Below are 21,994 nucleotides of genomic sequence, written 5' to 3'. Positions count from 1 at the left end.
ACTAACTTGCCTGTTGCAACAGCGGTAGATTACTGACCAGCAAATCACTCATATCGCGCCGGTTCAGCGGATGATAGAAATAATATCCCTGAAAGAAATCACAGCCGACCTGTTTCAGGAAGCTTTCCTGATCTTCGTTTTCGACACCTTCCGCGACTGTTTTACAGGACAAAATCTCTGCCAGTGAAATGATCGCTTTGATGATCATTTCACTCTTGGGGTTATAGCCTATCTGGGCGACAAATGATCGATCAATTTTAACTGTATGTGCAGGGAAATGACTGAGCTTGGACAATGAGGAATAACCCGTGCCGAAATCGTCAATCGCAATACTGAAACCACGCTTTTTGAGTGCATTCAAATGCTGAATCGATATTGCCTCGTTCGCGATCAGGCCGGTTTCTGTGATTTCCAACTCCAGATAACGGGTTTCAATCCGGTAGTGCTGGCAACGCTCTTCAATCAGTTCAATCAGATCGGTACGGGCAAGATCGATCACTGACAGGTTCAGCGCGACCACCGGGCTCTCGCCATGCGTATCCAGCCATAAGCGGATTTGTGCGCACACCGCGTCGAGGACAAAATCGCTGATATGGTGTATCAGACCCGAATGTTCGGCCACCGGAATAAACTCTGCCGGAGAGACTCTGCCCAGACTCGCTGAATCCCAGCGCAACAGCGCCTCAACCCCTGCGAGCTTACCTTGATGGCAGATCTTGGGTTGATACATCAAATGAAATTCGTTGTGTTTGAGGCCGCTGATAATACCGACCTCAATTTCAATATTCCGCCGGATTTCCTGAGCTTCAGCGTCATCAAACAAGCTGGTGCTCTGGTCACTCGATTTCCGGGCGGCATCTAGCGCCATTTCACTGCGGCGGATAAGATCGTCCGGCTCGCTTTCGCCGTTGCGCAGCAGAGCAATTCCGGCAGAGAACTGCACCTGCAGCATTTCGCCATTAATCTCGATTTCCTTCGGCATTTTTTCGCGGATCTGCTCAACGAATAGCACCACATCGCCCGGCGTCTGGAAGCGTTCGAGCACAAACGAAAATACGATGCTCCGCAGCCGTGTACAAAAACTGTTTTCCGGCAGAACAGCACCTAGTTCGTCTGCAAAGCGCCGCAATAAGGTATCGCCGGCAGGAGCACCAAATTGCTGGTTGGCGTGACGTATACTATTGAGCCGGAACGATACCAGTGCCGTCACATGAATCCCGTCCTGATTCGCCAACACAGAAGTCAGATGCTGGCGCAGCATATCCCGGTTAGGAAGATTGGTCAGCAAATCATGACTACTCAGGTAATCTTCACGTTCAATACTGAGTTGCAGCGCATTGTGCATTGCGTAAAAAGATGAAACATCGCTCAGCGCAACAATAAATTCACCGGTTGAAGTCTGCGAAATATTGTTCATCACAACCATTTTCCCGTCGCGGGTCTGGTACGCGGACAGGCGCAGTTCATCTGTATCCTGACCGTATTTGTCTTGCAGACGAACACTATTCTCCATCAACAACCAACTGAACAGATCGCGAGATTGCTCGCCGTGCGAGTGCCGGCCAAGCAAGGTATTTGCCTGATTGTTCGCTTGTAATATTTGTCCGGCAGGATCTGTCAGGATCAACGCGGTTCCCGCATTTTCAAAAATTTCCTGATATTGCGCATGACTTAACTTCAGCGCCTTGCTGGCGCGGGTGAACTGGGTCAGCGTCGAATCAAGCTCATGCAACACCCGGAACACGGCGAGAGGCAGGCAAAAATTGAAAAACAGAAAGATTAATGCGTGTACATCTGTCTGCACACTGGACAGAGAAACCTGCAGATCGGGCCAGCCGTATTGATCAGATCGGGAAATCAGAAATAAAAACGGGAAAATATTAAAGAACATCAGCCACAAAGCCAGCCTCAGTCCCAGAAACAATCTGGCAATCAGGGGTGCGGCATAGACCAGAATATAACCGAGCGCGGCGATCTGATGATCCTGAATCAGAGTGACAACCGCCAGGGTGACGCCGTAAATATTCAGAATCAGCAAACCTGCACTGGCTCTGACGGAACGGGTGGAATAATAAATAGCAACTGACTTGATCACATACAACAGACCGACCACCCAAATGACTTTGTAGTTACCGCTGGCGAAAGCGGACGCGGAGGTATGTACGGCTATCCAGATTTCGAGCAAAAAGCCTGAAACCAGGATGATGCGTAATGCGCTCAGTTTCCAGGCGGCGTTTTCGGCGGGCGTGAGAGCATTCTCATTTGGGAACAGCCAGCGAAACATCATCGTCAACAATCTGGAAAGTAAGGATAGATCAAGAAAAATGAAAATAAATTTTCAAGCGCAAACAGTGATTTTCTCATAATCCAAACTTACTCAACAGCAACTGTTACAATTATTTCACAAAAGAAACACATTGACCTTGCTGTCACCTTGCGCTTTCCACTTATTTGACATTAGACGACTGGTCTATTAGAATCCACTCCATGCAAAAATATGAAGAACGTCCACATACTTATCAAGATACCCGCGAGCGCATTCTGGCGACTGGCGAGCAATTGATACTGGGTCGGGGTTTCAGCGCTTTGGGATTAAGTGAAATTCTGGCAGCGGCAGCCGTACCGAAAGGCTCGTTCTATCATTATTTTCAATCGAAAGAAGGTTTTGGCGTTGCGATGCTGGAACGCTACTTCACCGACTATCAGCAGCGGCTGACATCACAGTTCTCTGATCAGAGTCATTCAGCGCGTGAGCGCTTGCTGAGGTATTTCGCCAGTTGGCAAGAAACCGCAGAAAATGGCGGATGTCACAAATTTTGTCTCGCAGTCAAACTGGCGGCAGAGGTTTCCGATTTGTCAGAGCCTATGCGTGCCGTGCTGTCGGTCGGTATGCGTGGCATCTGCGCACAGATTGCCGACACGATACGGCTGGCGCAGGCAGAAGGCAGTGTCTCTGCGGCACTCAATGCAGAGGAGTCTGCCACATCCTTGTACAGCATGTGGGTAGGGGCTTCGTTACTGGCGAAAGTACATCACGAGTTACAACCGCTGACACAGGCATTGAAACAAACTGAACTTCTGCTACCAGAGACAAAGTAATGCAGACCTCAGTATTAGAACTTACGCAAAACTGCCCCAGCGGCGTTATGACTCATGGCCGCACTATTCGTACTGCCTTCGTTGCCGTGCCTTGCTGGGGCAAATTGAGTAAGTCCTGATTATTAGATTCTTAACGTGGGCATTTGCCCATTTTTTTGAAGCAACAACTAGACGACCGGTCTAATCTTAAAAGGAAATCGTATGCTGGAAAAATTGCTCTCCCCCGTACAGGCAGGTAGCGCCTTACTGAAAAATCGCGTCGTCATGGCACCGCTGACACGCTCACGTGCCGGCCAACCCGGTGACGTGCCACGCGCACTTAACGTCGAATACTATGCGCAGCGCGCCAGTGCCGGACTGATCGTGACGGAAGCGAGCCAGATCTCACGTCAGGGTCAAGGCTATGCATGGACACCGGGAATTTATACCGATGCGCAGGAGGCCGGTTGGAAAAATGTCGTCGATGCAGTACATGCGAAGAATGGAAAAATTTCCCTGCAACTGTGGCATGTTGGTCGTATCTCGCATAATCTGCTGCAGGAAAACGGTGCAGCACCAGTATCAGCGTCAGCACTGCAAGCCGCCAACAGCCAGTGTTTCGTTGTCCAGCCGGATGGCACTCCTGCGAATGTACCGACAGCAGAACCACGCGCATTGAGCACCGAAGAAATTCCCGGCATCGTCGATCAGTATCGTCAGGCCAGCATATGCGCCAAACACGCTGGCTTTGACCTGGTCGAAGTGCATGCGGCAAACGGCTATCTGTTGCAGCAGTTCATGTCCACCAATAGCAATCTGCGTACCGATGCTTACGGCGGCAGCCTGGAAAACCGCGCTCGCCTGACACTGGAAGCAGTCGATGCGGCCATCGCTGAAATGGGTGCGGATCGTGTCGGTGTGCGTATTTCACCAAATTTTGTGGCACATGGCATTGCGGATACCGAAGCGGAAGCAATGGCACTGTATTTAGCAAAAGCATTTACCGCCCGTGGTATTGCTTATCTGCATATTGCAGAACCAGACTGGGCCGGTGGTGCCGAACTGACACAAAGCTTCCGCGAAGAATTACGCGCGGCTTTCCCGGGAACGCTGATTTGCTGCGGCGGCTACAGTGCAGCGGAAGCAGAAGCACTGATCAGCAGCGGTCTGGCAGATGCGGTGGCATTTGGCCGTCCGTATATTGCGAACCCGGATCTGGTTGAACGCTTTGCTGTCGGCGCAGAATTGAACACACCAGACCGCAGCACATTCTACGGTGGCGAAGAAAAAGGTTATACCGATTATCCGACTTTGTAATATTGCTATACCAGATCAGTTGCCGTCGTATCCGGATGGTGACCGAGGGTTCGGGTGACTCATCAAAAAAGGCAGACCGTCGTCTGCCATTTTTTCTGTCTCTTTACTCTGCTTTTTATATCAGATGCTTACGATATCAAGCCATTCTTCACGCAGGTAAGATCAGTGTCACTTGCAGGCCGCCTTCCTGACGGTTGCTCAGCAAAATACGTCCGCCGTGCGCTTCAATAATTTCTCTGGTCAGCGCCAACCCAAGTCCGGTACCGTGTCGTTTTGTCGAATAAAAAGGTACCAGCGCGTTCGCCATTACGGTATCGCTCATACCGCTGCCATTGTCCATCACATCCAGACGCCAGCCATCATGAATTGCCCGCACTTGCAAGCTGACGCCATCCTCACTGGCACCGGATTCATGCGCATTTTTGAGTAAATTCAGTAAGGCCTGTTCCATTTGCGCGCGATCCATCCGCGCCTCTTTCTGCAACACCGTATCATGTTCTGCCACCGCGAGTTGAAACGGTATCTGCGCTTGTAAAGCGGTCAGCAAATCGTGCCAGCTTACTGTGGTGTAAAGAGGAGCAGGCAATTTGGCAAAACGTGCGTAACCGTGAATAAAACTTTCCAGATGACGACTGCGATCCGCGATTGTTTCCAGAATTTGCGGCAAACGTGTGGCATCTCCGCGCCTGAGTAGTTCCTGACCGGAATGCGCCAGCGAGGTCAGTGGTGCCAGTGAATTATTCAGCTCGTGGCTGATGACACGTATCACCTTCTTCCAGGTCTGCACTTCCTGCCTGCGCAGCTCCGTCGTCAGATGCCGCAATAAAAATAAGGTGTGCAATTTCCCGTTCAGGCTGAAACTGCGCCGCGCCAGATGATAAACCTCGTCACCGTCATCGTCATCCTCAGGCTGGCTCTGCGCCATCGCGACACCGATGTCAGCAACAGCAGCTTGCCTTTGGCTGCCCGCAGCGACAGTGAATAATCCATCTCCCCCCTTTTCTATCGCTTCCTTTACTGCCGGTGACAGGCCTTGCAAAATGTCCTGCAAGCTGAAACCTTCGAGTTGACGACCGTGATGTAACAACTGGCGGGCAGCGAGATTCGCGAACACGATGGCTTTATTATCGGCGACCAGCAACATTGCCACCGGCGTGTTTTGCACCATGGTATCGAGCAACAGCTCGCGCTGTACCAGATTCAGTCGCTGTTCACGCAACGTATTGCCGAGTGCATTGTGCACCTCAGCCAGTTCGGCCAGCTCATCCTTGTATGGCCAGTGCAGACTGAAAGAATAATCCCCATCCTGATAACCAATGACGGTGCCGTTCACGGCGCGGAATAAGGCCAGCATAGGTGCCAGTTGGCGATACATCAGCCATGCACTCAGCAATAGCATCATCAACGTGAATGCCACCAACGCCCATGCACGATAAGCGTCCGGCAAGCGCATCAGCCACACACTGCCGAGCACGCTACCCAAGGTAAGTGCCCCTGCCAGCAGGCAGAATCGCCATAGCAAAGAAATGCGCCTGCTTGCAGGCACGCTCATTCCTGACCCGGTCTGGCAATGCCAAACCTGTCCATGCGCCGGTACAGTGACTGGCGGCTCAGACCCAATGCCGATGCGGCCTGCGCGATAACGCCATGCGCCCGCAGCAAGGCCGACTCGACTGCTGCTTTATCCGGTTCCGCATCGCTGCTCAGACGCAAAGCCGTTGCTGCAGGCAGACCAAGATCGCCGACACCGATCTGCTCACCGCGCGCGAGTAACTGTGCCCTGTGCATCAGGTTTTTTAATTCACGGACATTGCCCGGCCAGGTATGCGCCAGCAATGCGGCTTTGGCGTTTGCATCCAGTTGTTTGTCCTTATCCAGAAACGCCTGCGCCAGCGGCAGAATATCTTCCGGGCGTTCTGCCAGCGCTGGCAAATTCAGTTGTATGACATTCAGCCGGTAATACAAATCTTCGCGGAACTGCCCAACCCGTATCATGGCTGGAAGATCGGCATTGGTCGCGCTGATGATGCGCACCTTCACCTGTTTTTCGCGGTTTGATCCCAGTCGCTGAAAACGCCCGGTCTCCAGCACGCGTAACAGCTTCACCTGCCCTGCCAATGGCAGATTGCCGATTTCATCCAAAAATAAGGTGCCGCCATCGGCCGCTTCAAATTTACCTTCGCGCGATTTTCCGGCACCAGTATAGGCACCGGCTTCAGCGCCGAATAATTCAGCCTCGATCAGATCGGCCGGAATCGCGCCACAATTGAGCACGATGAAGGGGCCTTCTTTTACGCTGGAATTTTTTTGCACAATTTCTGCGATACGTTCTTTGCCCGCGCCATTGGGGCCTGTGATCAGGACTGACGCATCCGAACGCGCAACCTGACACGCAATTTCCAACACTTTTTCAGTCGCACTATCCTGCCACACCAGGCCACACAGATTAAATTGTGTTTCCAGTGCTTGCTTACGCTGACGCTCGCGCTGCAGGCGGCGTTGCAGTGCACGATTGGCCTGCCCTAATTCGATCAGGTTACGCACCACAGTAAGCAGACGCTGGTCGTTCCAGGGTTTTCCCATGTAATCTGCGGCTCCGGCTTTGATCAAACCGACGGCAGCGTCCAGATGTGTCCATGCAGTCAGCAAAATCACCGGCATATCAGGACAACGCTGGCGAATCTGACGAAACAATTCCATGCCCTCTTCACCAGAAGTCGTATCCGCACTGAAATTCATATCCTGTATCACCAGATCAATCGCCTGCTGCGATAACAACGTCAGCCCGATGTCCGGTGTGGTCGCGGTCACACTCTCAATATCATGCAGCGACAACAGCACTTCGAGTGCCAGAGCAACAGCGGGATTATCGTCAATGATTAAGACTTTAGGCATGTCCGTATTAATTTCTCATTCTGGTTCACAGGGCTGCAAGCCAATTAATTCAAGGCTGTTGGCGCTCAGGCGCAAAAGCAACGTCGGTATTGGCCAGAGACAGGGTGCCTGCATTATCAGATAAACAGACACCCTGCGGCAAACCATTTCATCAGACGCTGCGGGTCGCAGTTGCCGGAGCAATTCTGGCCGCCCGCCATGCAGGTGCCAGCGCGGCCACCATACCCAGCAAACAGAACAACAACGGCGACCACAGCAAATAAGACAGCGGCAATTTGCGCATATCAAACTGCGTCACGAGGAATTGATTCAAGCCCAGCGCGAGCACGCATCCCAGCACGATACCCAGCGCGGAAATCAACAGATTTTCAGTCAGAAAATGCATCAGAATATGCAGTCGTGTCGCCCCTAGAGCGCGGCGTATGCCGACTTGCTTGGTACGTTGTGTCACCCACAGGCTACACATGCCGACGATGCCGCTGGCCGTAATCATGATCAGCAATCCGCACACCGTCAGCAACATCCAGGACAAGCCTTTGTCATTGCGGTAGCGATCTTCCCGGATACTTGTCTGCGCCTGCATCCGGATATTTAAAGGCTCAGGAGAAGCCGCCCGCAAGGCTTTTTCCACGTCCTGCATCACCTGCTCGCGCTTACCGGCAGCGGCACGCAGGGTGTATCCGGAATAAGCATCATTCGTCATCCGTGCTGGCTGCATTACTGACATCTCGCCACGCACTCCGTCCTGCGCGCCGGCGGTTTGCAAAGTATCGACGACACCAACAATGCGTACCGACTCCGCACCATCCCCGGTGCCAAAGTAAAACTCGCGTCCGGCATAACTGCTGGCATCGGGAAACAAAGCACGCGCCATGGCTTTGCTAACGATAGCAACGTCAGGACTATTCCGCGCCGTGCTCTGATCTATTTCCAGAAACTCCTCTGGCGTAAAATCGCGGCCTTCAAGCAATTGCAGCTCCCAGACCTTCACCAGCGAACCGGCAGAAATATAAATCGCTGCGTTGCCGGTTGGCGATATTTGTTTGCGATCTGCAGCAATGCTTCGGTTCCAGCCAGACTGTGACATCGGTATCGAATTCACGCGCGCCAGACTCACCAGACCCGGCACCGATTTCATCACCTGCTCTTGTCTCTTTTGTGCAGCAAGCTGCTCTTCATGCCCGCCGGATTTTTGATTTTTTACAAACAGGCTGAACACCTGCTCCTCGTGTCCGATGCCACTGGAACGCTCCGAGCTGCTGAGTCGCTGATTCACCAGATAGACGGCGTTCGACAATATCGCGAGGCTCAGGGCAATTTGCAAAGCCACCAGCAAAGGCCCCGTTTTATTTTTCAACATCGCCAGTAACACCGGCTTAAAAGGAAATAGCTGTGTCATACATCCTCACTGTGATTTCAACTGTATAGCAGGCGTAATCTGGCAGGCGCGCCAGGTCGGCAATAAGCCGGCCAACAACGCTGCGACAACCGACATGACAACGGTCAGCAACAGCATTTCCCAATCCATGCGGGCAACCGCTTTCAGATAGCCCGCCTGCAAACTGATCAACTTCAGAAACAATACCGACAGCAGGATGCCGCTGAACGCGCCGACCATACCGACAACGCCAGTTTCAACCAAGGCTTGAAAAAATATCTGCCGACGCGAAGCGCCCAGTGCGCGGCGCACACCGATTTCTGCCGCCCGCCTGGAAAATTTTGCCAGCAGCAAACCTATCGTATTCACCATACAAAGCATCAGAAATCCTAACGCCAGCCAGACCGACATTTTTTCGTCATTTCCTACGATCTTCAGTTCCTGCAACCAGCCATGTACATCAAACAAAAGATTGGGAGCGCGCCGCTGAAAACGTCCCATTTTTTGCTGCTCGCTCACGTATGCGTCCAGAAACGACGCTAACTGCCCGCGTTCTGAAGCGCTGTTCATCTCAACCCAGAAAGTCAGCCAGGTACATTCGGAATCAAGCAGCGCCTGCCAGCCGGGGCCGCTTCGCTCTGTGCAGCTCATTCCACCGGAATGTGGTGTCTGATTGCGTATCGCGCTTTCAAATGGAACGATAAAACTCTCTTCGCTCATGAACGCGCCGCCACGTCCATTGAAACGATAAAACCGCGGTAGCGGACGCCAGGTATCCATCACCCCGGCGATCAGATAACTGCGTCCCCACATCGTTGCCATGCGACCTACCGGATTTTCTTTACCAAACATTTTTTCCGATGTTTTGCGGCTCAGAACAACCACATCAGCACCATTTTTGTCATCCGCCACTGACCAGCGTTCACCATACAACATCGGCACCTGCATCATAGGGAAAAAGTCGCGTGACGCAGCCATGCCCTCCACCTCTATCACCCCAAGGTCTTTACGCGGCATTTCTATCAATGCCGAAATGCCATACAAGCCGGTACGGTACTTTCCTATCGCGCTATTGAGTAAGGCATGCACATCGCGGTAACTCATCTGCTCGTCGATATAGCGGTCACCAGGCTTATAGTCATTGGCCGGGCCATTATCCAAAATAGGAATAAAAAGTTTCGTACTCTTTTCAGGGATAGGATCTGCGGACATCATGTGCAGTATCGTCAGTGTGGACACACTTGCGGCCACGCCGACCGATAAAATCAATATCATCAGTCCCGTCAGCCATGGATTTCTGCGCAGGCTGCGAAAGCCCAGCCATGAATAGTAAGAAAACATAAGCGCTCCCGTTCAGGCGTAATGAGCTGTCGTCGTCATCAGCGATGGCGTCTGACGCACCAGATCCGACACTTGTCCGTCGATGATGTGCACGTTGCGCTGTGCGCGGATTGCCAGTTCAGGATCATGTGTCACCATTAAAATCGTCGTGCCTCGTGCATTGATTTCTTCCAGCAACTCCATGACGCTGCGCGCCATCTGGGTATCGAGATTGCCGGTCGGTTCATCCGCCAGCAACAACTTGGGCGAGCCTGCCAGCGCGCGCGCAATCGCGACCCGCTGTTGTTGTCCGCCAGATAGTTCAGCAGGATAATGTTTCATGCGCGCGGCTAACCCAACCTGAGCCAGCGCATCTTCAATCCGCTCCTTGCGTTCTTTCGCAGGCAAGCCACGATAACGCAGTGGAACATCAACGTTATCAAACAGATTCAGATCTGGGATCAGATTAAATCCCTGAAAAATAAAACCCAGCTTTTCATTGCGCAAACGCGTGCGGGCGTTGTCGTCCAGTCCTTTGACATTCACGCCATCAAGAAAATAATCACCATCAGTCAGTTCTTCAAGCAAACCGGCGATATTCAGAAACGTGGTTTTACCTGAACCAGATGGGCCGGTCACGGTCACGAATTCACCTTCTCTGACGTGAATTTCAAATCCCCGCAATGCATGGGTTTCGATTAAATGTGTGCGATAAACTTTATTTAAATTCTGCATTCTTAACATCACAAACTCCTATTGATTGATGGTGATCCGCTCGTTTTTTTCGAACAGTTCAGTCCCAGAGATAATGATTTTGTCTCCGGCTTTTAAGCCACTTCTGATTTCAACCGCATGTAAACTTGTTGCACCCAGGACGATCGGTGTGCGCACAGCGATGCCGTCGCGCAGAAGGTAAGCGACATGCCCGCCATCGCTTTCAACAAAGGGGCCGCGCTGCACCAGCAAAACATCCGGCTTTTCTTCGATCAACATACGCGCTGAGACACGCTGGCTCTGCCGCAATCCAGCGGGCACCTTGCCATCAAAGCGCACCCGCGCCAGCACTTGATTTCTGACGACTTCAGGCGACATCGCGGACAAAATACCGCGTGCCTTGACGCCATTGATTTCCAGATCAACCGCCATTCCCAATCCCAGCTCTGCGACATAACTTTCCGGAATTTCCAGCTCGACTTCCAGTTGCGATAAATCGACCAGGGTCATCAGTGCCGTGTTCGGTGCGACCACCGTACGGTTCGCCACTGCCAGTGTGCCAACGACACCATCTACCGGCGCGCGCAAACGCAATTCATCCACCCGTCTTTGCAAATTATCTTTGAGCAGACGTTGTTGCTGCAGTTGCGCCAACTTCGATTTCAACCCCAGATCAACATCTTCACTTTCCAGCGAACTGGCCTGTAAAGCATGACGGGCGCGTATCTCGGCGCTTTTCAAGGCATCCTGAACACGTAAGAATTCGTTTTTCTGCACAACGCCGCTGACGCCAGCTTTTTCTATGCGTTGGTATGCGCGTTCGGCCGATACCCGTTCAATTTCAGCTTGCTCGGCGTCACGGACTGCCAGCATTTTTTGCTTACGCGCCAGAATTTTTTGCCTGGCAATTTCTGCTTCCAATTGCTCAAGCAAGGCTTGTTCACGCTTCAACTCTGACACCAGATCGGGTGAATCCAGCTCAGCGACGACATCGCCCTTTTTTACTTTATCTCCGGCTTTCACCAGAAAACTGACGGTGCTGGCGGTGCTCGAATACAGGCTGGGGCTGTTGGCTGCAACCAGCCTGCCATTCACTGCCGCATCCCGCACCAGCGTTCCTTTGGCAACCGTCGCCATGCTCAATCTGGACATCGATACAGACTGGCTGCTCCCCATCCACAGCAATAATGCATAAACAGCGGCAATGATCAGCAATAGCGCGGCAAGAATGCGCCAGAGCCATCTGGACTGCCGCCAGAACGGCAAGGCAGCAATCGGCGTATCTTGTTGTGATGTGTCGCGTATAGACATAGTCGGTATATTTTTGAAGAGTGAAACGTGAACAAACAACGGATCGACAACGGATGAACAACGTTAAGACGAATGTGAATATTAAGGAAATGACGCGCATCTCCTCAGCGAGGAATCAGCTTATTGTCTTGCTGAAGATTTCACGGTCTATCGGGTGGCTGTTATCGGCCGTTTGCAGTAGTGGCAAGTGTCTGCATGAAGCGGAAATATACTGAGCGTCCGGGAAGTGTCCGGCGACTGTCCATTGTTTGTCCGGCAGCGGCAGCGCGGACAGTGTCTTCACCCAATCCAGCAGACCGAATGACCAGAGCCCGCTGGTGCGGTAATCCAGGGTCAGTCCAGCCCACGGCTGTATACGAATTTGAAATTGAATTTGAAATTGAAAGTGATCCAACGACAGCTCGGCTTGCACACCGCAACCACGGCAGACGTCTGCTGCATGCAGACTGGTGATCTCTTTAAATTCGACGCGGCGGATACTCTCTCGCTGATCGGGGCTCAGCAATACCAGCGACAACAATAACAAAGCGATCGCACACACCAACTCTGTCGATCTCTGGCACAACCAGAGCCAGCGTTGCGGCCTGACATTTGTTTTCGCTGTGTCTCTCATGATCACCTTCCTCCTCTGTGTTGCCAGAGGTATTGCAGAAAGCGTGCCACAAAATAGAAAACTTTAAGCCCTTGATTTTATTCAGATTTAATTCAACGGACCTGAATAAAAGTGATAGTCCGGACAATAAAATAAAGCGACCGGACACCTCGCGGACGTTCAGGCTGCTTATGTACCTGAAGTTTTATGGCAATGACTGGAATGACCCAAAGCCTTGATAATCGGGCACTGAGCCTGCTGCGGCGCCGACGCACAGGCATCAATCAGTTGCGCCAGCATCGTTTCCATTTTTTGCAAATCCGCCAGCTTGGCGCGTACCTGATCAAGGCGCTCACTGGCAATATCCCGTATCGCTGGCTTATCATTACTGTCTTCGAGCATCAGCAAATGCGAAATTTCCTCCAGCGAAAATCCCAGTTCCTGCGCCCGTTTGATGAAGCGGATGCGCTCGGCATCCGCCACAGGATAGGTGCGAAATCCAGAGCTCACATCGGGTACTGCCAGCAAGCCCCGGCGCTGGTAGTAGCGTATAGTCTCGACGCCCACGCTGGCGGCTTTGGCCAATTGTCCTATGGTGTATTGATCTGTAGCAGACATAAATAAAAAGTCCTTGACTCTGTTCTCAGGTACGGAGTCTATGATACAGCGGATAGTCGATTAAGGAGAATAGTCATGACCGACAAGCATCAACATAGCGGCAATTGCTGCGGACAATCTGCATCAACGCCTGCGTCCTCACCGTCGTCAGCACCAGCGCCGGAAGAAAAAAAATATACCGATCCCGTATGTGGCATGCAGGTGGCGAAGAATACTGAAAAAACGGCGCGCTTCCAGGGCGTCGCCTATTATTTCTGCAGCCAGTCATGCGTGAGCAAATTCACGGCTGCACCTGAAAATTATGTCAAAACCAAACGCGTCATCGGTATGGGCAGCGTTCCGGCAGCATCTGCTGCTTCTACATCTGCGCCTGTAACTACTGCAAATGTTGCGGCGGCGTCAGACCAAGTAGTACGTGAAGTCAGCCGTGTTAAACCAACGACTGGCAATTCCTGTTGCGGCGGCAGCCATGCTGCTCCGCAAAGTATGCAACACGACCCGCAAGGCGCGCATAAAGATCCGGTCTGCGGGATGACGGTCAATGAGAATAGCCAGCATCAGTTCGTGCACGCTGGTCAAACCTATTATTTCTGCTGCGACTCGTGCAAACAGAAGTTCAGTAAAAATCCGCAGACATATTTAAATCCGGAGCAGGCACCTGCGGCAAAACCGGTTGCCAAAGATGCGATTTACATCTGTCCGATGGATCCGGAAATTGAGCAAATCGGTCCGGGTATCTGCCCTATCTGCGGCATGGCGCTGGAACCGAAAGAAGCCATTATCGAGGAAGATAACAGCGAACTTCTCGATATGAGCAGGCGCCTGAAAATCAGCATTGCTCTCAGCCTGCCCTTGTTACTGCTGACGATGGGCGACATGCTGCCCGGTATTTCTTTCCATGATTTACTGGGCATGCGTATCTTCGACTGGCTGCAGTTTGCATTGGCAACACCTGTAGTCGTATGGCTGGGACGGCCATTTTTTGAACGGGCGATCGCCTCGTTCAAAAGCGGCAATCTGAATATGTTCAGCCTGATCGGTGTCGGCACCGCTGCGGCTTATCTGTTCAGTCTGTTTGCGCTGCTATTTCCGCAAGCGCTGCCAGACGCATTCAAGATGAATGGCATGGCACCGCTGTATTTTGAAGCCGCCGCCGTCATTATCTGTCTCGTTATTCTGGGCCAGGTGCTGGAGTTACGCGCCCGCTCGCAAACAAATCAGGCCATCAAATCTTTGCTGGCACTGACTCCGGCAACAGCCATACGCATTGCTGCCGATGGCAACGAAACTGAAATCCCACTCGACAAAGTTCAGGTCGGCGATCTGCTGCGCGTCAAACCCGGCGCCCACATTCCGGTCGACGGGCTGCTGGTCGATGGACATTCGCATGTTGATGAGTCGATGATTACCGGCGAACCGATTCCGGTTGGCAAACAGGCCGGAGATAAACTCAGCGCCGGTACCATCAATCAACAAGGCAGCTTCAGCCTACGGGCCGAAAAAATCGGCAGAGATACGCTGATTGCGAAGATCATCGATATGGTGAATCAGGCTGGCCGTTCGCGCGCACCGATACAAAAACTCGCCGATAAAGTGGCCGGCTGGTTTGTGCCTGCAGTCATCGCGGCGGCGATACTGGCGTTTATATTATGGGCCATATTCGGCCCCGCCCCGGCACTGGCGAATGGCTTGATGGCAGCCGTATCCGTGCTGATCATTGCCTGCCCTTGCGCACTCGGTCTGGCGACGCCGATTTCGGTCACCGTCGGTATCGGGCGTGGCGCGGTCGAAGGCATATTGATCAAAGATGCCGAAGCACTTGAGCGTCTGGAAAAAATTGATACGCTGGTCATCGATAAAACCGGCACTCTCACCGAAGGCAAGCCAACGCTGCAGGAATTCATCGTCGCAGATGGTACGAATGAAGAGGAATTATCAGCAATCGCGCTGGCGACAGAACAGCAAAGTGAACATCCTCTGGCGCAGGCAGTGGTGGATTTTATCCGCAAAAAAAATATCACCGCAGCCAGCATCAGCGACTTTAAAGCCATCAGCGGCAAGGGTGTACAGGCAACGTTCAACGGACAGCAGATATTGCTCGGCAAACCTGCGCTAATGGAAGAAAACCATATCAGCTTGCAGGAATTCAGCCCTCGTATACTTGAGTTGCAGCAGCGTGGTCACACGGTCATGGTGATGGCAGTCAACGCCAAAGCAGCAGCGCTGATCAGCGTTGCCGACAGTATCAAAGCCAGCAGCCTGCAAGCCGTGCAACAGTTACAGCAACAAGGAATCCGCGTGATTGTACTGACTGGCGACAATGCACAGACTGCGCAGGCGGTTGCAACACAGCTGGGATTAAACGAGGTGCATGCAGATGTGCTGCCGGAAGATAAATTCCGTTTCATTCAGCAATTGCAGCAACAGGGATGCATGGTCGCGATGGCCGGTGATGGCATCAACGATGCGCCAGCACTGGCACAGGCGAATGTCGGCATTGCTATGGGTACCGGCACCGACGTCGCTATGCACAGTGCACATGTGGTGCTGGTCAAAGGTGATCTGCGCGGCATTGCCAAGGCTCGCACGCTGAGCCGGAATGTCATGCGCAATATTCGTCAGAATCTGTTTTTTGCGTTTGCCTATAATTTCATCGGCGTGCCGGTTGCAGCCGGCGTGTTATTCCCCTGGTTCGGCATCCTGTTAAGCCCGATGATTGCCAGCGCGGCGATGAGCCTCAGTTCGGTCTCTGTTATCAGTAATGCCCTGCGGCTGCGCTATACCCGCCTCTAAATCAAGCATAATTCACAGTAATTCACTGCCGTTCAGGCATCATCAATCAGGAACAGGAAGTGCACAATGCACTTCCTGTTTTGCTATTTACAGCAGGATCAGCAACCCTCATCAGGACGCAAGTCCTTGTCACATCAACGTCATCTGCCGCTGCTAGCATCGCTCTCCGACACTCACACTCCCTGGACATCTGTCGGTACCGTTATCGTTTCTGACCGTAGCAGGAAAACCTGCCAACGACATCCATCAGCTAGCCGGGCGATCGCCGCAATGTATCGAATACTTCACTAACCTTTGCTGACCCATGATGAAAAAAACTCCCCTGTCAGTGCTTTTACTCAGCGCTTTGTACGCCCACAGCAGCTATGCCCAGACTGTCACCACCACACCGATTGAGCATGTGATTGTATTGGTGGGCGAGAACCGGACGTTTGACAATCTGTACGGCGTGTATCAGCCAAAAAGGAAGCAGACTATCTCTAACCTGTGGTCTAAAGGCATCGTCAAAGCCGATGGTTCGCCAGGGCCAAACTACCATCTGGCAGCGCAAAAGACAGCGGAAAATGTTACGGCCTATACCCCGACGCCAACTGTCAAAGCCCCTTATGCCAGCCTGCCCCAGCCGTATGCTGCCGGTGCTTTCGGCCAGCGTCATGACGTACCGGATGCGCGTTTTCCGGCAGACATGCCTAATGGCCCCTATCAGATTACCAAGCACGTCAGCTACGGTGCACATACCGGCGATCCGGTGCACCGTTTTTTCCAGATGTGGCAACAGATTAACGGCGGCAATAATGACCTGTTTGTCTGGGTCGCAGAAATGACGGGTGTTGGCCCAAGCAACGCCCCGATTCCTTTCGCCCCTGGTCGCACCTATCAGGGTGGCATTGCGATGGGCTTTTACAATATGTCCACCGGCGATGCGCCGACCTTCAAAAAACTGGCCGACAACTACGCGATTGCCGATAACTATCACCAACCCATCATGGGCGGCACCACCGTCAACTATCTGGCGCTGGCAACAGGTGACGTGACCTTCTATACGGATCAGGGCAAGCCTGCGGTGCCTCCTGCGAAGATGATAGAGAACCCTGATCCACAGCCGAATACCAATAACTGGTACACCGAAGACGGCTACCGTGGCGGCACATATATTCAGTGCGCCGATCTGTCGCAACCTGGCGCTGCCGGTATACACGCCTTTCTGAAAAAACTACCGTATCAGGCATTCAATCAGGGCAATTGCGCGCCGGACACCTACTACATGGTCAACAATATGGACCCAGCCTACTCGCCACTGGGTGAACCGCTGGCACTGGGTGCGGATAAATTTTTGCTGCCGCCACAAACGATTCCTCACATCGGCGATGCGCTGACCGCTGCCGGTATTCCATGGAAATGGTACAGCGGTGGTCGTAATGACGGTAAGAATGTGGACAAAGAGTATTGCGCCATGTGCGATACGCCGTCGTTCTTCACGTCAACCATGACCGGGCCGGATAAAAACAAATTACAAGATATGCATCAGTTTTATGTCGATGTAAAAAAAGAGGAGAAATCCTTCCCTGCTGTCTCCTATATCGCGCCGTACGACAGCCTGTCCGGTCATCCCGGCTATGCCTCGGAATCCAGTTTTGATGAGCTGGCTGCCGATGTGATCGCCCGCGTCAAAGCCAATCCGGAACTATGGAAAAAAACCGCGATCCTGATTACCTTCGATGAAGGCGGTGGCTATTACGATTCTGGCTATGTGCAATTGATTGATTTCTTCGGTGACGGCACACGTATCCCGCTGGTTGCAGTGTCACCGTATGCGAAAAAAGGGCATGTCGATCATACTTATTACGATCACGCATCGATACTGAAATTCATACAGCGCAACTGGAAGCTGGCACCACTGTCGAAACGCAGCCGCGACAATTTGCCAAATCCGGTGACCGATAAGAAGAATCCGTATGTACCGCTGAACCGCCCTGCACTGGGCGACCTGATGGGCATGTTTGATTTCAAACAGAAACCGTAAGCGCAGGCACAACCGTCATCATCCGCGTAAAAAAAGCAGGTATGCAGCGATTGCTGTTTGCCTGTTTTTTTATTGTCTTTCAAATGATGGGCTTTCAAAAAAATGGCCTCAGATATTACGTTCAAGACTGGATAACACGTCGTAAATATGTCCTCGTGATGACCTAATTAATGATGTTGTTGCTGAAATGTAGCGAGTATTTCTTCCAGTTTAAATTCACCTTCCTGTCATATTGGCTGACTACACTTTGCCGCGTTGACGTCCGGAAACTTCTGCTTTTCAACGCATTAAAAGCACATTGCTTCCGCGCTTCTTCAGATAAGTATCAGATTAACTGATACCCGCTCTGCAGAACCGCCTGAAGGCACACAACATCTTCGCATTCTTATTCATCATCGACTCAGGAACCCAATCATGGCACCCAAACTTCGTCGTTCCCCGCTGTATCTGATTTTGCTGCAAGCTTTTGCTGCTCCCGCATTCGCAGAAGAAGCACCTGCAGACGTTGTCAACGTCGTTATCTTCGGCCAAGGCAATACACGTCAGGTACAAGACGTTTCCAAAAAAGACCTGGCGCTGGCTTTACCTGGCAGCAACCCACTGAAAGTCCTGGAAAAACTACCTGGCGTCAGCTTCCAGTCTGCTGATCCTTTCGGTGCCTATGAATGGTCTACACGTTTCAGCGCACGCGGTTTCAATCAGAGTCAAATGGGCTTCACGCTGGACAATGTGCCACTCGGCGACATGAGCTACGGCAACAACAACGGTCTGCATATCAGCCGTGCAATTTCATCTGAAAACATTGGTCGCGTGACCTTGTCTCAAGGTGCTGGCGCAGTTGGTACGGCATCGACCAGCAATCTGGGCGGTACAGTGCAATTCTTCTCATCTGTACCGACAGATGAATTCGGCATCACGGGCTCACAAACTATTGGCAGCGACAAAACCTATCGCACCTTCGCACGCGTTGATACCGGTTTGCTGTCTTCAGGCACTAAAGCCTATCTGAGCGTGACGCGTCAACGTGCAGAAAAATGGAAAGGTGCAGGCGCACAGGATCAGGATATTTTTAACTCCAAACTGGTACAAAAACTGGGCAACAGCAAGCTGACGGCCTTCTTTAATTACTCAGACCGTAAAGAAGTCGACTATCAGGATTTGTCGGTAGAAATGGCAAACCGTCTAGGCTACGACTGGGATAACTATGCACCGGACTGGCAGCGTGCCGTCAATGCTGCCAAAGGTGTGTATACCGGCAAAGTTAACAGCCTGGATGACGCCTACTACCAGGGCAGCGGCTTGCGTAAAGACAGCCTGCTCGGTGCCACACTGGACAACCGTTTTGGTGATGACGTCTATCTGAAAACAACGGCTTACCACCACAGTAATGAGGGTCAGGGTCACTGGTACACGCCTTATACACCATCGACAAATGGCTTACCGATTTCTATCCGCACCACAGAATATTCGATCAGCCGCAACGGTGTGATTGCCGACCTGACAGCCGAACTTGGCCAACACACATTCAATGGCGGCTTCTGGGCAGAGAGCAGCCTGCACACACTGACACGTAATTTTTATAATGCCACTGGCGGCCAGGATACCAACGAGTTCCTCACCAATCCCACATCAACTGGCTTCAAACAAAATTTCACGACCACGACCACTCAGTTCTACGCACAGGATACGATTTCCCTGATGGCGGATAAGCTGAAACTGAATGTCGGCTTCAAATCTCCGAACGTCAAAATCAATGCCGTCAACGTGGTCGGTACCCGTGCTGCCGGTGATCTGACCGCCTCTAAAAACTTCCTGCCGCAATTGGGTCTGAATTACGCGCTGACCAAATCGGATGAACTGTTCCTCAGCTTATCGGAAAATATGCGCGCCTATCAACCGGGTGTCAGTGGCCCGTTTTCCCAGACACAGACTGCATTTAATCTGAGTGCCGGCACGATCAAACCTGAAACATCGAAAACTATCGATGCCGGTTATCGCTTCAAAACTGATAGTCTGGTCGGTTCCGTCGCAGCCTATTTCACACGTTTCGATGACCGCCTGATGGCAGTCGCCACTTGCGCGGGCATTGTTGGTTGTCCAAGCACATTCGTCAACGTTGGTAAGGTAGAAGCCAAAGGTATCGAGGCGGCGGCAATGTGGACGCTGGCGAAAGACTGGTCTCTGTTCAACTCGCTGACGTATAACGATGCGCAATATAAATCCAACTATATGGACGGCAAAACGCTGGTCGATATCGCTGGAAAACAGGTTGTTGATTCACCAAAGCTGATGTTCAAAACTGAACTGTCTTATGAAACGCCACAATGGTTTGGCCGCGTCGGTGGAAAATATACAGACAAGCGTTTCTACACCTACAGCAACGACGCCAGCGTTCCTGCATACTGGGTCATGAATCTGTCAACCGGTTACAAACAGAAAAATCTGGGCGGCATTAAAGATTTCTCGATTCAGCTGAATGTTGAAAACCTGCTCAACAAACAATACTTCAGCACTATCGGTTCGAATGGCTTCCAGACCTTTGATCCGACTGGCACTGCACAGACCTTGCTGTCCGGCGCACCGCGTCAGTTATTCGTGACTGTCAGCGGCAAGATCTGATTGACGCATTGACTAGGCTGTCCGCTCTCAGCAGATAGCTTTATTCAGCACCCCGTATCTGATACACCGGCTACGGGGTGTTTATCTATGCAACAAGCAACGCGCACAGCATAGCAAAAGCATCACAGCACAGGCTGGCGAACAGGTAAAATACGCGCCTCTGTTATTGCCTTTTGTTGTCCGGACATATTTATGCGTTTGCGCTTCTCTCTGTTGTTGCCACTTCTGATTTCATCTGCACTCGCTCAGCCTGCTCACCAGAATCCGGCGACAAAAAAAGGAAATCAAAAAAATTCTGTTCCCACAGCCGTCACCATTTATGCCGCCGGTGACATTGCCGATTGCCGGAAAAAACCGGCTGCGGAATCAGTCGCCGCACGCACCTCAGATATGATCGCCAGTGCGTTGGAAAAAGACAGCAATGCCATCGTGATCACGCTCGGCGACAATACTTATCCTATCGGTAAGCCGGAGGAGTTCAGCGATTGTTATGAACCAACCTGGGGACGTTTTAAAGAGCGCACGCTGCCATCGCCGGGCAATCATGACTATGGCATGCCGAAAGCACTGGGCTATTACAATTATTTCGGCGAAATCGCCGGGCCAGAACGACGCGGCTATTATGCGAAGCACGCAGGTGCATGGCAGATACTCTCGCTCAACAGTAATCTTGATCCTGCACAGATGGAGAAGCAGGTGAGTTGGCTGAAAGAAGAACTCAGTCATAGCAAACAAACGTGCACACTGGCGTTCTGGCATCACCCTGCCTACAGCTCTGGCGGACACGGCAACAACCCGCACATGCACAGCATCTGGAAAATCCTGGCGGCAGCCAAAGCAGACATCGTACTGACGTCTCACGATCACGATTACGAACGATTTGCACCACTTGATAGTAACGGCGACAGGGACGATAAAAATGGTATCCGCAGTTTCGTCGTCGGTACTGGTGGCGCTAAACTGACACCGATGTTTCTGCCAAAAGCGGCAACCGAAATCCGCGACAACAATACGCATGGCGTGTTGAAACTGACGCTGCAGGAAAAATCCTATGAGTGGGAATTTCTGCCAGTACAGGGGAGCAACTTCAGCGATAAAGGCAAAGGAAGCTGCCACTAAGATTTCACACTTAGTCTCAACAATAATGCGGCTTAGCGAGGTATTCTGCCTGCTAAGCCGCATTTTTATTAAGTCTTGCAAACGAATTGAATGATTACTGCTCTGCCGTGATCCCGCGTATACGTCAGCGGTGATATTCCTCATTTCAAAATCAATTCCAAACCGGCATTTTTTTAGGACTATACTTAACTACGGCTCAACGACTTGGTGCGTTTTA

At 51.8% G+C, this 21,994-nt stretch carries 15 protein-coding genes; 6 read left to right on the top strand and 9 right to left on the bottom strand.

All coding sequences use genetic code 11. The features are described 5' to 3' along the window. Nucleotide 1 precedes the first annotated feature (1 nt). Complete coding sequence (locus H8K38_RS01335) at nucleotides 2-2,287, bottom strand: bifunctional diguanylate cyclase/phosphodiesterase (protein ID WP_186882984.1); 2,286 nt, start codon at nucleotides 2,285-2,287, stop codon at nucleotides 2-4. Nucleotides 2,288-2,487: 200 nt separating this feature from the next. On the opposite strand from H8K38_RS01335, the gene H8K38_RS01330 reads away from it, so the two are divergent. Then, the gene (locus H8K38_RS01330; protein WP_186882983.1) at nucleotides 2,488-3,099 is read left to right on the top strand and encodes a TetR/AcrR family transcriptional regulator; all 612 of its coding nucleotides are present in this window, start codon (nucleotides 2,488-2,490) and stop codon (nucleotides 3,097-3,099) included. A gap of 201 nt (nucleotides 3,100-3,300) precedes the next feature. Further along, nucleotides 3,301-4,395, top strand: coding sequence for an alkene reductase (locus H8K38_RS01325; protein ID WP_186882982.1), 1,095 nt, complete (start codon nucleotides 3,301-3,303; stop codon nucleotides 4,393-4,395). Nucleotides 4,396-4,543: 148 nt separating this feature from the next. On the opposite strand, the gene H8K38_RS01320 is transcribed toward H8K38_RS01325, so the two are convergent. The 8 genes from H8K38_RS01320 to H8K38_RS01285 all read right to left on the bottom strand — a co-directional run bounded on the left by H8K38_RS01320 (nucleotide 4,544) and on the right by H8K38_RS01285 (nucleotide 13,223). After that, the gene (locus tag H8K38_RS01320; RefSeq protein WP_186882981.1) at nucleotides 4,544-5,947 is read right to left on the bottom strand and encodes an ATP-binding protein; all 1,404 of its coding nucleotides are present in this window, start codon (nucleotides 5,945-5,947) and stop codon (nucleotides 4,544-4,546) included. Further along, complete coding sequence (locus tag H8K38_RS01315; RefSeq protein WP_222610713.1) at nucleotides 5,944-7,290, bottom strand: sigma-54 dependent transcriptional regulator; 1,347 nt, start codon at nucleotides 7,288-7,290, stop codon at nucleotides 5,944-5,946. The genes H8K38_RS01320 and H8K38_RS01315 overlap by 4 nt, the downstream gene beginning before the upstream one ends. A 151-nt stretch (nucleotides 7,291-7,441) precedes the next feature. Continuing rightward, nucleotides 7,442-8,689: an ABC transporter permease gene (locus H8K38_RS01310; RefSeq protein WP_186882980.1), complete on the bottom strand. Its 1,248-nt coding sequence runs from the start codon at nucleotides 8,687-8,689 to the stop codon at nucleotides 7,442-7,444. A 6-nt stretch (nucleotides 8,690-8,695) separates the two neighbouring features. Further along, nucleotides 8,696-10,009 carry an ABC transporter permease gene (locus tag H8K38_RS01305; RefSeq protein ID WP_186882979.1) on the bottom strand — a complete coding sequence of 438 codons (1,314 nt, stop codon included), beginning with the start codon at nucleotides 10,007-10,009 and terminating at the stop codon, nucleotides 8,696-8,698. A 12-nt stretch (nucleotides 10,010-10,021) separates the two neighbouring features. Beyond that, nucleotides 10,022-10,732, bottom strand: a complete 711-nt coding sequence (locus H8K38_RS01300; RefSeq protein WP_186882978.1) for an ABC transporter ATP-binding protein — start codon at nucleotides 10,730-10,732, stop codon at nucleotides 10,022-10,024. A gap of 9 nt (nucleotides 10,733-10,741) precedes the next feature. Continuing rightward, nucleotides 10,742-12,013 carry an efflux RND transporter periplasmic adaptor subunit gene (locus H8K38_RS01295; RefSeq protein WP_186882977.1) on the bottom strand — a complete coding sequence of 424 codons (1,272 nt, stop codon included), beginning with the start codon at nucleotides 12,011-12,013 and terminating at the stop codon, nucleotides 10,742-10,744. Nucleotides 12,014-12,128: 115 nt separating this feature from the next. Next, nucleotides 12,129-12,626 (bottom strand): hypothetical protein, encoded by a 498-nt coding sequence (locus H8K38_RS01290; RefSeq protein WP_186882976.1) that lies wholly within the window; start codon nucleotides 12,624-12,626, stop codon nucleotides 12,129-12,131. Between the two features lie 168 nt (nucleotides 12,627-12,794). Next, nucleotides 12,795-13,223 carry a MerR family transcriptional regulator gene (locus H8K38_RS01285; protein ID WP_186882975.1) on the bottom strand — a complete coding sequence of 143 codons (429 nt, stop codon included), beginning with the start codon at nucleotides 13,221-13,223 and terminating at the stop codon, nucleotides 12,795-12,797. Between the two features lie 75 nt (nucleotides 13,224-13,298). On the opposite strand from H8K38_RS01285, the gene H8K38_RS01280 reads away from it, so the two are divergent. The 4 genes from H8K38_RS01280 (at nucleotide 13,299) to H8K38_RS01265 (ending at nucleotide 21,777) form a co-directional block, all read left to right on the top strand. After that, complete coding sequence (locus tag H8K38_RS01280; RefSeq protein ID WP_186882974.1) at nucleotides 13,299-16,016, top strand: heavy metal translocating P-type ATPase; 2,718 nt, start codon at nucleotides 13,299-13,301, stop codon at nucleotides 16,014-16,016. 304 nt (nucleotides 16,017-16,320) lie between these two features. Then, nucleotides 16,321-18,039: an alkaline phosphatase family protein gene (locus tag H8K38_RS01275; RefSeq protein ID WP_255422776.1), complete on the top strand. Its 1,719-nt coding sequence runs from the start codon at nucleotides 16,321-16,323 to the stop codon at nucleotides 18,037-18,039. 414 nt (nucleotides 18,040-18,453) lie between these two features. Then, the gene (locus tag H8K38_RS01270; protein WP_186882972.1) at nucleotides 18,454-20,658 is read left to right on the top strand and encodes a TonB-dependent receptor; all 2,205 of its coding nucleotides are present in this window, start codon (nucleotides 18,454-18,456) and stop codon (nucleotides 20,656-20,658) included. 192 nt (nucleotides 20,659-20,850) lie between these two features. Beyond that, nucleotides 20,851-21,777, top strand: a complete 927-nt coding sequence (locus H8K38_RS01265; RefSeq protein WP_186882971.1) for a metallophosphoesterase — start codon at nucleotides 20,851-20,853, stop codon at nucleotides 21,775-21,777. Nucleotides 21,778-21,994 lie beyond the last annotated feature (217 nt).

Source organism: Undibacterium sp. FT79W, assembly GCF_014284215.1.
GTDB classification, from domain to species: Bacteria; Pseudomonadota; Gammaproteobacteria; order Burkholderiales; family Burkholderiaceae_D; genus Undibacterium; species Undibacterium aquatile.
Note: the sequence above shows the minus strand (reverse complement) of the source record. Positions and strands in the feature narration are given on the sequence as shown.

Bases quoted from the DNA above. Each gene is read 5' to 3' on its own strand.
- H8K38_RS01335 (WP_186882984.1), bottom strand. From the start codon at position 2,287: ATGATGTTTCGCTGGCTGTTCCCAAATGAGAATGCTCTCACGCCCGCC.
- H8K38_RS01330 (WP_186882983.1), top strand. From the start codon at position 2,488: ATGCAAAAATATGAAGAACGTCCACATACTTATCAAGATACCCGCGAG.
- H8K38_RS01325 (WP_186882982.1), top strand. From the start codon at position 3,301: ATGCTGGAAAAATTGCTCTCCCCCGTACAGGCAGGTAGCGCCTTACTG.
- H8K38_RS01320 (WP_186882981.1), bottom strand. From the start codon at position 5,947: ATGAGCGTGCCTGCAAGCAGGCGCATTTCTTTGCTATGGCGATTCTGC.
- H8K38_RS01315 (WP_222610713.1), bottom strand. From the start codon at position 7,290: ATGCCTAAAGTCTTAATCATTGACGATAATCCCGCTGTTGCTCTGGCA.
- H8K38_RS01310 (WP_186882980.1), bottom strand. From the start codon at position 8,689: ATGACACAGCTATTTCCTTTTAAGCCGGTGTTACTGGCGATGTTGAAA.
- H8K38_RS01305 (WP_186882979.1), bottom strand. From the start codon at position 10,009: ATGTTTTCTTACTATTCATGGCTGGGCTTTCGCAGCCTGCGCAGAAAT.
- H8K38_RS01300 (WP_186882978.1), bottom strand. From the start codon at position 10,732: ATGTTAAGAATGCAGAATTTAAATAAAGTTTATCGCACACATTTAATC.
- H8K38_RS01295 (WP_186882977.1), bottom strand. From the start codon at position 12,013: ATGTCTATACGCGACACATCACAACAAGATACGCCGATTGCTGCCTTG.
- H8K38_RS01290 (WP_186882976.1), bottom strand. From the start codon at position 12,626: ATGAGAGACACAGCGAAAACAAATGTCAGGCCGCAACGCTGGCTCTGG.
- H8K38_RS01285 (WP_186882975.1), bottom strand. From the start codon at position 13,223: ATGTCTGCTACAGATCAATACACCATAGGACAATTGGCCAAAGCCGCC.
- H8K38_RS01280 (WP_186882974.1), top strand. From the start codon at position 13,299: ATGACCGACAAGCATCAACATAGCGGCAATTGCTGCGGACAATCTGCA.
- H8K38_RS01275 (WP_255422776.1), top strand. From the start codon at position 16,321: ATGATGAAAAAAACTCCCCTGTCAGTGCTTTTACTCAGCGCTTTGTAC.
- H8K38_RS01270 (WP_186882972.1), top strand. From the start codon at position 18,454: ATGGCACCCAAACTTCGTCGTTCCCCGCTGTATCTGATTTTGCTGCAA.
- H8K38_RS01265 (WP_186882971.1), top strand. From the start codon at position 20,851: ATGCGTTTGCGCTTCTCTCTGTTGTTGCCACTTCTGATTTCATCTGCA.